Source organism: Scytonema sp. HK-05 (assembly GCF_963872035.1).
In the GTDB taxonomy this organism is placed as follows: domain Bacteria; phylum Cyanobacteriota; class Cyanobacteriia; order Cyanobacteriales; family Nostocaceae; genus Kalymmatonema.
In genome coordinates, this window is sequence record NZ_CAWMYC010000099.1 from 88,613 (window position 1) to 103,792 (window position 15,180).

The 15,180-nt window shown below is 44.5% G+C and carries 9 protein-coding genes; 6 read left to right on the forward strand and 3 right to left on the reverse strand.

What is annotated here, in order from left to right; translation table 11 throughout:
• The first annotated feature begins 90 nt into the window (after positions 1-90).
• Positions 91-426: a hypothetical protein gene (locus AACT52_RS16715; protein WP_073632415.1), complete on the forward strand. Its 336-nt coding sequence runs from the start codon at positions 91-93 to the stop codon at positions 424-426.
• A gap of 236 nt (positions 427-662) precedes the next feature.
• Complete coding sequence (locus AACT52_RS16720; RefSeq protein ID WP_073632417.1) at positions 663-2,066, forward strand: hypothetical protein; 1,404 nt, start codon at positions 663-665, stop codon at positions 2,064-2,066.
• A 324-nt stretch (positions 2,067-2,390) separates the two neighbouring features.
• On the opposite strand, the gene AACT52_RS16725 is transcribed toward AACT52_RS16720, so the two are convergent.
• The gene (locus AACT52_RS16725) at positions 2,391-2,594 is read right to left on the reverse strand and encodes a hypothetical protein (protein WP_233153973.1); all 204 of its coding nucleotides are present in this window, start codon (positions 2,592-2,594) and stop codon (positions 2,391-2,393) included.
• Between the two features lie 324 nt (positions 2,595-2,918).
• Between AACT52_RS16725 and AACT52_RS16730 the strand changes: the two genes are divergently transcribed.
• Positions 2,919-9,656 (forward strand): HAMP domain-containing protein, encoded by a 6,738-nt coding sequence (locus AACT52_RS16730; protein WP_073632419.1) that lies wholly within the window; start codon positions 2,919-2,921, stop codon positions 9,654-9,656.
• A gap of 329 nt (positions 9,657-9,985) precedes the next feature.
• Here AACT52_RS16730 and AACT52_RS16735 read toward each other — a convergent pair whose 3' ends face one another.
• On the reverse strand, positions 9,986-10,870 hold the full coding sequence (locus AACT52_RS16735; protein WP_083630364.1) for a CAP domain-containing protein: 885 nt from the start codon (positions 10,868-10,870) through the stop codon (positions 9,986-9,988).
• A 260-nt stretch (positions 10,871-11,130) separates the two neighbouring features.
• Between AACT52_RS16735 and AACT52_RS16740 the strand changes: the two genes are divergently transcribed.
• Positions 11,131-11,301 carry a hypothetical protein gene (locus AACT52_RS16740; RefSeq protein WP_158054665.1) on the forward strand — a complete coding sequence of 57 codons (171 nt, stop codon included), beginning with the start codon at positions 11,131-11,133 and terminating at the stop codon, positions 11,299-11,301.
• A gap of 759 nt (positions 11,302-12,060) precedes the next feature.
• Positions 12,061-13,839 carry an alpha/beta hydrolase gene (locus tag AACT52_RS16745; protein ID WP_083630366.1) on the forward strand — a complete coding sequence of 593 codons (1,779 nt, stop codon included), beginning with the start codon at positions 12,061-12,063 and terminating at the stop codon, positions 13,837-13,839.
• A 22-nt stretch (positions 13,840-13,861) separates the two neighbouring features.
• Here AACT52_RS16745 and AACT52_RS16750 read toward each other — a convergent pair whose 3' ends face one another.
• Positions 13,862-14,176 (reverse strand): hypothetical protein, encoded by a 315-nt coding sequence (locus AACT52_RS16750; protein WP_073632440.1) that lies wholly within the window; start codon positions 14,174-14,176, stop codon positions 13,862-13,864.
• Positions 14,177-14,857: 681 nt separating this feature from the next.
• Between AACT52_RS16750 and AACT52_RS16755 the strand changes: the two genes are divergently transcribed.
• Positions 14,858-15,178 (forward strand): response regulator, encoded by a 321-nt coding sequence (locus tag AACT52_RS16755; protein ID WP_083630368.1) that lies wholly within the window; start codon positions 14,858-14,860, stop codon positions 15,176-15,178.
• The last annotated feature ends 2 nt before the right edge of the window (positions 15,179-15,180 follow it).

The following is a 15,180-nucleotide window of genomic DNA, read 5'->3' on the forward strand; positions in this document are numbered from 1 at the left end:
AGAGAGGGGGAGTATTTCCTTATTCATAATCAGGTTGTATGAAGGATACAACCGAGAAAAATAATCCAAAATCTCAAACAGGTAAAAACTATGGAACCAGATAAGATTATCGAAGCCTTTACCCAAGTCGTGAGAGAACAAGATTATGTGTTTTCTGACGATGCGATCGCCGATTTACCGACACTGCAAAAAAATCTTGCTGCGATAGAAAATCTTACCTCAGAAGCAATTGCAGAAGTGATTCGTCAGTGGTACAAAAATCATAAATCTGTGATAGATGCCATGCTGGTTGAAGAACGAGAAATTAGTAAAGTGGCGAAGACGAAACCGCAAAGTCAAGAAAATACTCTGGAAAATCGTTACCGAGTTTTGCAAGAGGAAGTGCAAAAATTACAAGAAAGAAAGAAGGGAGATGAGCAAAAATAGAGTTTCTCGTTCCTCGTTCCCAGCCTCCTGCTTCTCGTTCCTAGCCTCCGGCTTTCTCCGGCTTCTCGTTCCTAGCCTCCGGCTGGGAACGCATGGTTTGAGGCTCTGCCTCAAAACTGATAAACTGGAGGCAAAGCCTCACAGAATGCATTCCCATGCAGAGCATGGGAACGAGAAGGGAACGAGAAGGGAATGAGAAGGGAGAAAATATCAAAAACTGAGTACCAAAACCTTACATGAAAATCTATGCTCCTAATATTCACCTCTTCGCTTTTCAGCTTTACAAAGGTGCAAATATAGATCCCACTTCTGTGCAAGCTGATGATATTCAACTGTGGCAAAATGCTGATAAAATAGTCCACTCCACTTTACATCAAGATTTACATCTGAGTCGGCGCATAGATATTCACAAAGAACCGGACAGTTTGCGCGTTGATTTGCTCAAAGACTTAGAAGTCAAAGATGATAATTATGCTGTAGATGTAGAGGGTAAAATCTCGCTAGATGACAAGCAACAAGTCGTCATTAAAGGCTTTGCTCATCCCTTACGACTTTCTGATAGCTACGCTTTGTGGCTCAATTTACGTCGTCCAGAAAAAGAAGATGATGGTACACCAACGGAAGATGTCAATATTGCTTTCTTAAGCAAGTTAAATCCAAATAATTGTTTCACCTTAGAAAAGAACAAATTCTTTCTCGGACAAACTTTATTAATAACCGCTTGGCTAACAGGCGCTAAAGATGAAAAAAATCTCCATAAAATTGCTCAAGAGTGTCTGGAAGCAGTTTTTCCTAATGCATCTCAACGTCCGCCTTTTCATCGTCAAGGAGAGTTATTTGGAAGTCCGATTTTTGAATATGGCTTGTTTAGCCAGTTAACTCACTATCAACACGTCCTCATCTGGTTATTCCGCGATAGCAAGGCAGATGAGAATTTAAATCTATGTTATCAAGAATTGTTAGACTTGTTCTTCTTTCGCACCAAAATTATCAAAGCTTATCAAGATAGTCGCATTACTTATCACGATGTTGCTTCAGCCTATAAAGAGATAGAAGACGCAATTGATAACTTGCCCAAGAAAGATGAAAACGATGAGGTGACAACAAACGAATTAAAAGACTTGAAAAACAAGTTGAAAGAATTACCGCAATTAGCCTTGAAGTATACTCGTTTGCTGCGAAATTTAGAAGATTATCAAAATACAATCGCCATAAATGAGTCTAATTATTCCGAAAAATTGCAACAAATAAGTGGTATAATCCAAAATGCTGACTTGGCGCTTTTAAAAGCTTTCAGCCAGGACAATTCTCCTTTTTTCCAAAAACAAATTCAAGCTGATTTGGGATATTTCCGTCACGGTTCTACGTTGTTAGAGCAAGCTATATCCTCAATTCGCGGGATAGTAGAAATAGAACAAGCCGAACGCGATCGCTCTTTAGAAAACACTATCCAAATCGTCGGTGTCGGATTGGGTGCAGGGGCGATCGTCTCTGGCGTTGTCACGCAACACATTGACAAACCAATCACAATATCTTTTAACAAACCGCCGCATCTCATAGTGACATCGTTGTTTTGGAGTTTTGCTGCTACCTTGCTTTTTGGCTGGCTGGCTTGGCGTTGGACTAAACTCAAGAATTAGGTTTGGTAATGGTGGGTAGTTCATGGTGTCTCTTGCAAAAGACTATTTTGTAAAAAAACCACAGATGGACACAGATGGACACAGATAATTTATCTGCGTTTATCTGCGTAGTTCTGCGGTTCTAAATATCCATATACTTGGGAGCATCCCAAATGTGTAAATTTATTTTATTTTGTAGTGCGGGCATCTTGCCCGCTTTCAATTAAAGTAGGGAGCAAGATGCTCCCATTACCATTGTTTTTGCACGCATTGGGATGCTCCCATATACTTTTGCAAGCACTCTATTATTTGTTGAGTTTCGCTATCGTTCCATCCAACCTACACCTAATTTGTGAGAGGATTAGTAAACTGTACACCCTCTATCATTGCACCGGAATTGAAATCCTCACTGTAAACCTCTGAAATTTGATTCAGCCTCGCAGTAGCCCAAATTTGAGCATCCCAAAATCCAAAGTTATGAGCTTCAACGCCGCGAATTGCTTCTAAAGTAATAAGTCTGGTCACATCTACTACATAGCAAGCAGTCATGTAATTACGTATCCGGGCGATAGCGAAGCGCTGCTGCGAAGCGCAGATCGCCTCAGTGGAACTGAAAAATTAGGGAGTATTCTCAAAAAAAAGACTTTTCATACTCGGGATAGATTTCTAGAATCTATCTTTATCAAGGTGTTTTAAATTCGTTATAGTTTATACTGCATCTCTTGTACAGCTAGCTGTCGAATCGCAAAGTTTCTTCTTGCGGAATATATTGGTGTATCTTTTGTGTCAAAGAACGCAATTGGAACTGATAGCAAGCAGTAGCAGAGAAAATTAATTGATAATAATTAATATAGATATTAAAGCCCCGCCGCCATGCCGACTGAACAGTTAACGAGAGAAACCGATAATCTGGATTTAAGACAGCTATTGAAAACGCTGGCAGCCGTCAAAAAAGGAGACTTTTCTGCCCGTATGCCCTTAGATCAAACAGGCATGGCAGGAAAAATCGCTGATACGCTCAACGATATTATTGAACAAAATGAACGGCTGACAGAAGAGCTACAGCGAATTAGTAATGTTGTTGGGAAAGACGGCAAAATCAGCGAACGTGCCTCTCTAGGAAAAGTTCAAGGTTCTTGGTCAGATTGTGTTGATTCTGTCAACACCCTAGTGACAGATTTAGTCCAGCCGACAGCGGAAACAGCGCGTGTGATCCGGGCTGTGGCGAATGGTGACTTATCTCAAACGATCGCACCAGAAATTGAAGGTAGACCCTTGAAAGGGGAATTTCTGCAAACTGCCCAAATGGTCAATACGATGGTGGGGCAGTTGAACTCGTTTGCATCTGAGGTGACACGAGTCGCCCGAGAGGTGGGAACCGAAGGCAAACTGGGCGTACAAGCGGAAGTTCGGGGTGTTGCGGGAACTTGGAAGGATTTGACTGACAACGTCAACTTGATGGCGGGGAATTTGACGGCACAAGTTCGCAATATTGCGGAAGTGACGACAGCAGTGGCAAACGGCGACCTTTCTAAGAAAATTACTGTTAATGTTAACGGTGAAATTCTGGAGTTGAAAAACACCATCAACACAATGGTGGATCAACTTAATTCCTTTGCATCAGAAGTCACACGGGTTGCCCGTGGGGTGGGAACCGAAGGCAAACTGGGCGTACAAGCAGAAGTGAGTGGTGTTGCGGGAACTTGGAAGGATTTGACCGACAGCGTCAACTTGATGGCGGGGAACTTGACGGCACAATTGCGCAACATTGCCGAAGTAACGACAGCAGTGGCAAATGGCGACCTTTCCAAGAAAATTACTGTTGATGTCAAAGGCGAAATTCTGGAGTTGAAGAACACCGTTAACATCATGGTGGATCAGCTCAACTCCTTCGCATCGGAAGTGACGCGGGTCGCCCGTGAGGTAGGTGCAGATGGTAAACTAGGCGGTCAAGCGGAAGTACGGGGTGTTGCGGGGACTTGGAAGGATTTGACCGACAGTGTGAATTTCATGGCAGGTTCTTTGACGGCACAGGTGCGGAACATCGCTGAAGTAACAACGGCGGTGGCAAACGGTGACTTATCGAAGAAAATCACCGTAGATGTGAAAGGCGAAATTTTGGAGTTGAAAAACACTATTAATACAATGGTGGATCAGCTCAATTCCTTTGCATCAGAGGTGACGCGGGTTGCCCGTGAAGTGGGAACCGAAGGTAAGCTGGGCGTACAAGCAGAAGTGCGAGGCGTTGCCGGAACTTGGAAGGACTTGACGGATAACGTGAACTTGATGGCAGGTTCCTTGACGGCACAGGTGCGGAATATTGCTGAAGTGACCACAGCGATCGCCAATGGTGACCTCTCTAAGAAAATTACTGTTGATGTTAGAGGTGAGATTTGGGAGTTGAAGAACACCGTGAACATCATGGTGGATCAGCTCAACTCCTTCGCATCGGAGGTGACGCGAGTTGCCCGTGAGGTGGGTGCAGATGGTAAACTTGGCGGTCAAGCGGAAGTCCGGGGTGTTGCGGGAACTTGGAAGGACTTGACGGACAGTGTAAATTTCATGGCGGGTTCCTTGACAGCGCAGGTGCGGAATATCGCGGAAGTGACGACGGCGGTGGCAACAGGTGACCTCTCGAAGAAAATTACTGTTGATGTCAAAGGCGAAATTCTGGAGTTGAAGAACACTATTAATACGATGGTGGATCAACTCAACTCCTTCGCCTCGGAGGTGACGCGGGTAGCCCGTGAAGTTGGCACCGAAGGTAAGCTGGGCGTACAAGCAGAAGTACGAGGTGTGGCGGGGACTTGGAAGGACTTGACCGATAACGTGAACTTGATGGCGGGTTCGTTGACTTCACAAGTGCGGAACATCGCGGAAGTGACGACGGCGGTGGCAAATGGTGACCTCTCGAAGAAAATTACTGTTGATGTCAAAGGCGAAATTTTGGAGTTGAAAAACACCATTAATACAATGGTGGATCAACTGAGTTCCTTCGCCAGCGAGGTAACACGAGTCGCCCGTGAGGTGGGTTCTGAAGGCAAGCTGGGTGTACAAGCCGATGTGAAAGGCGTTGCCGGAACTTGGAAGGACTTGACTGACTCGGTTAACTTCATGGCGGGTTCCTTGACGGCGCAGGTGCGAAACATTGCCGACGTGACGACAGCGATCGCCAACGGTGACCTTTCTAAGAAAATCACTGTGCAAGTCAAAGGGGAAATTTTGGAGTTGAAAAACACCATCAATATCATGGTGGATCAACTCAACTCCTTTGCATCGGAGGTGACGCGGGTTGCCCGTGAAGTGGGTTCTGAAGGTAAGCTGGGTGTACAAGCGGATGTGCGCGGTGTTGCCGGAACTTGGAAAGATTTGACCGACAGCGTGAACTTCATGGCGGGTTCGTTGACGGCACAGGTGCGGAACATTGCCACAGTCACCACGGCGGTGGCAACTGGCGACCTTTCTAAGAAAATCACCGTTGATGTCAAAGGCGAAATTTTGGAACTCAAGAACACCATAAATACAATGGTGGATCAGCTAAACTCGTTTGCTTCTGAGGTGACGCGAGTTGCCCGTGAAGTGGGAACCGAAGGTAAGCTGGGCGTGCAAGCGGAAGTTCGGGGAGTTGCGGGAACTTGGAAGGACTTAACCGACAGCGTGAATTCGATGGCGGGTTCGTTGACGGCACAGGTGCGGAACATTGCCGAAGTCACAACGGCGGTGGCAAACGGCGACCTTTCTAAGAAAATTACTGTTGATGTCAAAGGTGAAATTTTGGAGTTGAAGAACACTATCAATACGATGGTGGACCAACTCAACTCGTTTGCATCCGAGGTGACGCGAGTTGCCCGTGAGGTGGGAACCGAAGGTAAGTTAGGTGTGCAAGCTTATGTCAGAGGTGTTGCCGGTACGTGGAAAGATTTGACCGACAACTTCAACTTGATGGCAGGTAACTTGACGGCACAACTGCGGAACATTGCCGAAGTGACAAAGGCAGTGGCAACAGGTGACTTATCGAAGAAAATCACCGTTGATGTCAAAGGCGAAATTCTGGAACTTAAGAACACCATTAATACAATGGTGGATCAGCTGAGTTCCTTTGCATCAGAGGTGACGCGAGTTGCCCGTGAGGTGGGAACCGAAGGTAAATTGGGCGGACAAGCCCAAGTGCAAGGTGTAGCTGGGACTTGGAAAGATTTGACCGACAACGTGAACTCGATGGCAGGGAACTTGACGGCACAAGTGCGAGGCATTGCCAAAGTGGTGACGGCAGTTGCTAACGGTGACTTGAAGCGGAAACTGATGCTGGATGCCAAAGGAGAAATTGAAACTTTGGCAGAAACAATCAACGAAATGATTGACACGCTGGCGACGTTTGCCAACCAAGTCACCACCGTGGCGCGTGAGGTGGGTATTGAAGGTAAGTTGGGTGGACAAGCCAAAGTGCCAGGGGCGGCGGGAACTTGGAAAGATTTGACCGACAACGTCAACGAACTGGCTGCTACCCTCACCACTCAGTTGCGGGCGATCGCCGAGGTGGCAACGGCTGTGACCAAAGGCGACTTAACGCGTTCGATTGCCGTGGAAGCAGAAGGTGAGGTCGCCATCCTCAAAGACAACATCAACCAGATGATTGCCAACCTGCGGGAGACAACGCAGAAAAACACTGAACAAGACTGGTTGAAAACGAACCTCGCCAAGTTTACCCGAATGCTTCAGGGTCAGCGTGATCTAGAAACGGTGTCTAAACTGATTCTCTCCGAGTTAGCACCGTTAGTGGGAGCTTCGCATGGCGTCTTCTATATCATGGATTCTGCGGAAGAGACGCAGTATTTGAAGTTACTCAGCAGCTACGCATACCGCGAGCGCAGGCATCTTGCCAACCGCTTCTACTTGGGTGAAGGTTTAGTGGGACAATCCGCTTTGGAAAAAGAACGCATTCTGCTGACAGAAGTCCCGCACGACTATATCAAGATTAGTTCTGGCTTAGGCGAATTTACGCCGCTGAATGTCGTTGTGTTACCTGTACTGTTTGAAGGACAAGTCACAGCAGTTATTGAACTCGCTTCATTCCGCCGCTTTAGCGAGATTCATCTGTCATTCTTCGACCAACTCACCGAAAGTATCGCGATCGTGTTGAACACCATCGCCGCCAGTATGCGTACTGAAGAGTTACTTAAACAGTCGCAGTCTTTGGCACACGAGTTACAAAGTCAACAAAACGAACTGCGAGAAACCAACAAGCGGCTAGAACAACAGGCTCAATCGCTCAAAGCCTCCGAGGATTTACTGAAGAAACAGCAAGAAGAGTTACAAGAAACCAACGCTTCTCTCGAAGAAAGGTCCGAGTTATTAGCTTTACAAAACAAAGAAGTCGAACGCAAAAATCAAGAAATTGAAAAGGCAAGCCGAGAATTAGAAGAGAAAGCAGAACAACTGGCGCTCTCGTCAAGATACAAGTCTGAGTTTCTCGCAAATATGTCCCACGAATTGCGGACACCGTTGAACAGCTTGTTGATTTTGGCGAAATTGCTGACAGATAATGTCGAGAAGAACCTCACTGCCAAACAAGTCGAGTATAGCCGTACGATTTACTCAGCAGGCAATGACTTGTTAACGCTGATCAACGACATTTTAGATTTAGCAAAAATTGAATCTGGAACAATGTCAATTGACGTAGACCAGATGCTGTTTACAGAATTGCAAGAACACATTGAGCGTACCTTTCGACAAGTCGCTATTGACAAAGGGCTCAATTTCACCGTTGACTGTGCTCCGAATTTGCCCAGAAGCATCCACACAGATGCAAAGCGCTTACAACAAGTCTTGAAAAATCTGCTTGCCAATGCTTTTAAATTTACAGAACGTGGAGAAGTCCGCTTGCACATCTTCGTGGCAACACAAGGGTGGAGTCCCGATCACGCAACTTTGAGCCACGCTCAAACTGTGATCGCTTTCGCAGTCAGCGATACGGGAATTGGCATTGCCCCTGAAAAGCAAAGGATCATTTTCGAGGCGTTTCAACAAGCTGATGGCACCACGAGTCGCAAATATGGTGGTACGGGGTTAGGCTTATCAATTAGCCGCGAAATCACCCGTCTTCTTGGTGGAGAAATTAAATTAACGAGCCGTCTTGGGGAAGGTAGTACGTTTACACTTTACTTACCCCAGTCGCTTCACTCAGATCAAGAGATGGGAACATGGGAAGATGGACAGAGGATTTCACCACAGCCCTCCACCAGGGCACTTCGTCACAAAACACCCCAACCTTATTCTGCCCTTGAGACACGCTTCGCGCTGAGCGCACCGCAAGCATACGTGAACGTGGACTCTAGCCCCGCATCTGGCGAACCTCCTATTACAACAAGCCCCAACAGCATATCACCCGACCAAATCACCAGTTCCCTGCTTGATGACAGAGGCAATATCCAAGAGGGCGATCGCATACTTCTCATCGTCGAAGATGACGTTAATTTTGCCCGTATTCTTTTAGACATGACGCGACAACAAGGATTTAAGGGCATTGTCGCCCACAGTGGCAGTACGGGTTTAGCGCTGGCACAACAATTTCAGCCTTCAGCGATCATCTTGGATATCCGCTTACCTGGAATGGATGGTTGGGCAGTGCTGGATCGCCTCAAGCATGATCCAAGTACCCGTCATATCCCAGTCCATATTATGACAGTTGAGGAGGGACGACAGCGCGGATTGCAACTAGGCGCAATTGCTTATATCCAAAAGCCCGTTAGTAGTGAGGCGTTGCATCAAGCATTGACCAAAATCAAAGGTTTCGTCGAACGCCGGGTGAAAAATCTACTCGTCGTGGAAGACGACGAGAATCAACGGCACAGCATAGTGGAGTTGATTGGCAACACCGATGTTGCCACCACTGCTGTCCGCACCGGTGCCGAGGCGCTAGAAGCCATACAAAATGGGTATTTTGATTGTGTCGTTCTCGATTTAGGTTTGCCCGACATGAGCGGGTTTGAACTGATCGAAAAAATCAAACAACAACCCAATGGTGAAGCACTACCAATTATCGTCTACACTGCCAGAGAATTGAATAGAGCAGAAGACACTCAACTCAGGCGCTTGGCAGAGACGATTATTATTAAAGATGTCCGCTCTCCAGAACGTCTGCTTGATGAAACAGCCTTGTTCCTGCACAGAGTTCAGGCAAATATGCCTGCCCCCAAGCGAGAAATTCTGGAACAGTTGCATTCCACTGACTCAGTACTTGCGGGTAAAAAAGTTCTCATTGTAGATGACGATGTGCGTAATATCTTTGCCCTCACAAGTATGCTAGAGCGTTATCAAATGCAGGTCTTATATGCCGAAAATGGGAGAGATGGCATCGAAGTTTTGCAAAATACACCTGATATTAATGTGGTGTTGATGGATGTGATGATGCCAGAAATGGATGGTTATGAAACAACCCGCCAAATCCGACAGAACAATCAATTTAAATCCCTGCCGATTATTGCACTAACCGCAAAGGCAATGCAAGGCGACAGAGAAAAGTGTATTGAAGCAGGTGCATCGGACTACATCACCAAACCTGTAGATATCGAACAGTTGCTTTCACTGTTGCGCGTGTGGTTATTTCGTTAATATCTTCCCGCCACCAAGTCTTATGACCTATGTAGAGACGTAGGATGCTACGTCTCTAAACGCATAGAATTGTCACAAATAACCCTCATGTCAAGTTCGGATAATCACTTATACCATTTTACGAAAAGGATGATACAAATCGGTAGTGTAGAGACGCGCCATGGCGCGTCTTTACAGAATTTCAATGTATCGCGATTAACGTGAAATGGTATTACAGGGCTTTTCGCTCTGATTAGACCATAAATGGTATGGGCAATGCCGCACAAAATCTCAAATGTCCGTCACATAAGCTTTTATGGGCATTGCCTACCTTACAGAAAACCTTGTAACTAACCTTTGTAACTAAACGGTATTGATCCTGCTGGAATCAAAGAATTAGCATTAACGTCTTGTACTTGTGCAAACAAAGTTCCCCTATTCCTATCTTCAGTTAGGGTTTGGTTACTTATTTGAGTTTGAGGCGCTGATAATGTCTCAAAGATTGTGTCGAGACGACCGATAACACCTTTGTCGTCGCTCAGTTGAAGGTTTTTAATCCAGTCAGCGTTTGCACCTTCACCAACTATGAAAGTATCACCTTTAGGAGCGGTTGAGAGCGTGTTGTTGTCCACACCACCGTTGAGCAGCCAATCATTAGGTTGCTTGGTTATGATGTCACTACCACTTCCTTTGGTGTCAGAACCAGATTCAGGTGTAGGTTGAGAATCTGAAGAAAAAATATTGCCCAATGTCGTTGTAAGCGTGGAGGTAGATTCCGGGGCAGGTGCTGATTGGGCTACAATCTCTGAGTTAGATGTAGATCCTGGTATGTTGCTAATCGGGTTTGTATCACCACTACCAAAGTCCTGAACCCAATAGTTGTTATAAAAACCAACGCCGATATCAGTATATTGCGACCTGAGGATATTAGCTCGGTGTCCAGGGCTATCCATCCAACCTTTTACAACCTGTTCAGGTGTTCTTTGACCTGCAGCTATATTCTCTCCCATCATTCGAGCTTCATAGCCAACTGCCTCTGCTCGATCCCAAGCTTTAGAGCCATCTGGTCCTGTATGACTCAAGACACGACGTTCTGACATCTCTTCAGCATATTTGTCTGCAGCAAAGTTCAACTCAGCATTTGCTTTCAGAGGTGAAAGACCATTCTTGGCTCGTTCTTGGTTCGTAAGTTCAAAAACTTGCTGCTCGAATGTCGTGTTGTTTGATGATTCCATGAATCCGTCCTCCTAAAGATTTGTTCAGATGAATTCAGCAGGGATAACAATTCTGCTGCAACTTTTGGTAGAAGCAAACCTGAGGAGCGCGACTCCGTTTCCACGCAAAGATTACCCATGATCGCAGCTTTCGGAAGCAGGAGAAGCAGGGGGAGAGAAAATAGGAAATTTTACACGCAAAAAGGGGAGTAAGTAAACAGTGAAAGCGTATCTCACCACAGAAAGTGTCTATGGCAGAATACCAAACATAATTAGGGGTAGTGACGAAGCTGCAACAACCGTGCTTGCGACGAGAAAGTCGTGTCTTGGGCGCATCTGCACTACGTGAGCTACAGGCTGTCCTCTTTGGAGACTTCTTTGTCTGGTGTCCCCATGTAAAAGGGGTGAAAGTAGCAGTTGCATGGCTGCCGATTGCTGCAGTTTTCTTTTAGGTGGGCAAAACGAGCAAGGGTGTTTTGTAGTTATCGGAACCGCTACACAGTGAGCGGTTTACTACTTTGCTTTATTCACAATTAAGCAAGTAGAAACGAGTATCTCCACAAAAAAATGAGATACTTGCGAAATCTAGTACAACGCGGCGTAAATAGGGCAACCCTTCGGGTTCACCAGTCGCCTACGGAGGGAAACCCTCCTGCAGCGCTGGTTCACCATTTAAAATCCCTAAAAACCTCATTCCATAATACTTTTGACTTTTGACTTTTGACTTTTGACTTCCGCCTTGCGGTACTAGGGGTTAGGATGCAAACCTGTATACGTACGCTCTATGACGTATTTGCTTTAGAAGAAGTATATCAACTTGAGCGATTTTTGTATATATAAAAAATCGAAAATAGTTCTTCTGATTCAAAGATAAGTTAAAGTATTACCTTTATAACGTCTAGTCCTGCATATATGAAGTAAAGCTATCAAAACAAGCTGTTTCAGCAAAAATCATGCCGTTTACTATGTTAAAATTTTCATCAACCTGAGGAAATTAACAATAATGTTTTTATACTAAAAAATAAATAAAATTAAGTAATAATATTGAAATATTTTTTTTACTATTGTAGAAAAAGAATCAAAAATCGCAAGTGCAATTTTTCAGTGGCTTAAACACAGTTAAAGTAGGGGCACAAAGCAATGCCTTGTGCCCCTAGCATGTACTCCATGCAATTGAGAACCGCTATACGTGGGCAAGTAAAATTTTTCAAATGATAATACCTCACAACCAAACAAAAGTTAACACCAAAGTCCTACCAGGTGTGGTAAAAGATTGGTCTGCTCGCAAAAGTTGGCTACAAACATTATTAAGTGCTTTCACCTTCGGAATCCTCTCCAGTATTACCACGACAACTCCGGTACTAGGAGCAGAGGAAATTGAATTCTTCTATCCTCCGTTTGGTGAGTTTTCTATCTCCACAGCTTCCTTAGAAGTGTTTGCCAAAGAAGGTAAGATTACTAAAGAATTTTCCTTTTATGCTAATCGTGTCCCACCACAGCAGTTGGCACAACTGCGAAACTTCCTCCAGACAAGGTTTAATGTTACCCCCACCCTAGTCTCTCAGTTCAGCTACTCAGCCATTGGTGAAAACTTGCTGAAACGTCTGGGCGAATTGCTACTTACAGAAGCTAGACAAAATGGTTTCTACGCTCTACGTTCTGCGCTCATCTTGGGTGCTGCTGACTCAGAAGGCTTAACTGTTGTGAATGTAATCCGTCGCTATCCTAGCCCAACTATCAGGCTAAATTTGAGCGAAACCCAAGGAATTATCGCTAACTTGTCAGAACTCCTTCAGAAAAGAGATGCAGTTGTTGTTGTACTCAAACAAATAGCAGAAACAGAAGCAGCAAATCAGCCAAGCACGGATTTTTCAAAACAGCCAGACTTACGACGTGCAGGTTCTTTTCGCTTCTCAAAACAAACCCTGACTCTCAATGATAACTCTCGAAGTCGGCGTTTTGAGGCTGATTTATATCTACCTCAAACAGTAACGAAAACTCAAAATACCCAAAAGCCTCCTTTCCCCGTGATCGTGATTTCTCACGGCGTAGCGGAAAACCGGGAGACATTTGCTTACGTGGCTCAGCATTTGGCTTCTTATGGCTTTGCAGTTGCTGTCCTCGAACATCCTGGGAGTGATGCTAAGAAATTTGAGCAATACTTTGCTGGTTTGGCTGGTCCACCACAAGCTACAGAGTTAATTAATCGTCCACTGGATGTCAAGTTTCTTTTGGATGAACTTCAGCGTCTTTCTGAAACTAACCCCACCTTTAAAGGACAACTGAATTTGCAACAGGTAGGCGCAATTGGTCATTCTTTAGGAGGATATACTGTTCTCACCTCGGCAGGAGCAACAATTAATTTTGAGCAAATTCGTAAGGATTGTTATCCCAATCGTTCTTTGAATTTATCAGTTTTTTTACAATGCCGAGCTGGTGATCTGCAAGCTGATAACTATCCCCTACAAGACCAAAGAATTAAAGCAGTGATGGCACTCAATCCCTTGGGTAGTACGATTTTAGGACAAGAGGGATTTCGCCAAATCCAAGTTCCTGTGATGCTGGTTGGAGGTAGTCAAGATATTTTTACGCCAGCTGTACCAGAACAGATTCGTCCGTTTACCTGGCTGCAAACTCAAAATAAGTACCTTGTCTTAATCGAGAACGGAACGCATTTCTCTACTGTGGACAAAATAAATCCTAATACGGGACTTTTACCTGTTCCCCCGAGTTTAATTGGTCCAGATCCGGCGATCGCTCGCTCCTATGTCAATGCTCTTAGCTTGGTATTCTTCCAAACTCATTTGATCAATCAACAGCAATATCGCCCCTATGTGAGCGCATCCTACGCCAAATTTATTAGCCAAGCACCATTAAACTTAAACCTGGTACAGTCTTTTACAGCCGAACAGTTTGCCCAGATATTTAATGGGACGTATCCACAGTCACGTACCTCTTCCAAAAGTCAACCAACCTTAAACACGCCCTAGTCACAATAACTCAACTTTCAGCTTACTCTACCTCAAGTTGAGCTGCCGTCACTGCATCAAAAGCAAAAGCCAAAACTAGAGGCATTGGACATTTGAGCAAATAGGTAGACATGACAGCTACAAGTGTGCCAAGAACTGCTGATATCGACCAGAATTTTTCCTGAGATGTCAGTCCCTTTTGAGCTTTAATCAATTTGAGAGTGTGAGTCGGAATTGGCTCAGGCATAACTGCTCCTGGAGGAAATGCCCAGTAGTTGTTACACCGCTCCTCAAAGAGATCTGTCCAGCCATTTTCTAGGCACCATTCCTCAATCCATTCATTACGATAATGCTTCATATTGGGGCTGGGAAGTTGAATTGGCATAATGTTTAGAACCTAAATAGAAATTCCTTGCTAATTTTTGACCAGTCAACCAATTGGTATAGAACTAAAGATTAATCACTAATTGTGAAGCTTTGTTAACAGTCTGAAACACCTGTAATAGAGTTGAATTGCTGCTTTGCTCAATTCACAGGCTAACAGTATCTACCCTATTCTTGCATTAAAAGAAAATAAACTTGGCTTGGAAATTTGAAATGCAATAATTCTAAACAAATCACTGACTGCTCTAAAAACAGATATGGCGGGTTTCAATTGCATAGAATACCTTTTGAAAGAACGCAGAATGCATCCTGATTGGTGAGTTGTGAGTTCTCACTCTTGTTGGATGTACTTCAGAAATTGGAAAATGGCTGCTTTAAAGCTTTAGCTAAGTAGGTAGGAAAGAAAAAACAAACCTACCTTAAGAAATATAAAATATAAATCAATATATATAAAAAAATGTGACAAAAACAAAACTACCAGAAATAGAGCGTCTATATAGCGCTTCGAGTAATGGTTTTTGCTTAACCATGCAAAGAAATAGAACAGAGGAGTCAGGGCATTTCCAAGTCAGTATTTCTACCCTGGGCTAGTAGCTTAAGAAAGAGTATCAACAGGTAGAAGCTGCTTTGCAATGACAACATCCAAGGAGACAGCATGCCTAATGCCGACTTTCAGAATAACCCACCATTGATTCTTGTTGTAGATAATGAAAAAGCTTTTCGCTTGGTGCTGCAGCGGGCTATGGAGAAGGAAGGATATCGATTTGCCGAGGCGTGCAACGGACAACATTGTTTAGATATTTGTCAGCAACAACCACTAGACATGGTTTTATTAGATGCGATGATGCCAGGAATGGATGGCTTTGCTTGTTGCGCCAAGATGCGAGCTATTTTGGGTGATGATTGTCCTCCAGTTTTGATGATTACCGAAAAATGGGGTTTAAAGCCCCGCCGTTTAGTGGCGGCTTTTTATTAACT

Bases quoted from the DNA above. Each gene is read 5' to 3' on its own strand.
- AACT52_RS16735 (WP_083630364.1), bottom strand. From the start codon at position 10,870: ATGGAATCATCAAACAACACGACATTCGAGCAGCAAGTTTTTGAACTT.
- AACT52_RS16725 (WP_233153973.1), bottom strand. From the start codon at position 2,594: ATGACTGCTTGCTATGTAGTAGATGTGACCAGACTTATTACTTTAGAA.
- AACT52_RS16745 (WP_083630366.1), top strand. From the start codon at position 12,061: ATGATAATACCTCACAACCAAACAAAAGTTAACACCAAAGTCCTACCA.
- AACT52_RS16730 (WP_073632419.1), top strand. From the start codon at position 2,919: ATGCCGACTGAACAGTTAACGAGAGAAACCGATAATCTGGATTTAAGA.
- AACT52_RS16755 (WP_083630368.1), top strand. From the start codon at position 14,858: ATGCCTAATGCCGACTTTCAGAATAACCCACCATTGATTCTTGTTGTA.
- AACT52_RS16720 (WP_073632417.1), top strand. From the start codon at position 663: ATGAAAATCTATGCTCCTAATATTCACCTCTTCGCTTTTCAGCTTTAC.
- AACT52_RS16715 (WP_073632415.1), top strand. From the start codon at position 91: ATGGAACCAGATAAGATTATCGAAGCCTTTACCCAAGTCGTGAGAGAA.
- AACT52_RS16750 (WP_073632440.1), bottom strand. From the start codon at position 14,176: ATGAAGCATTATCGTAATGAATGGATTGAGGAATGGTGCCTAGAAAAT.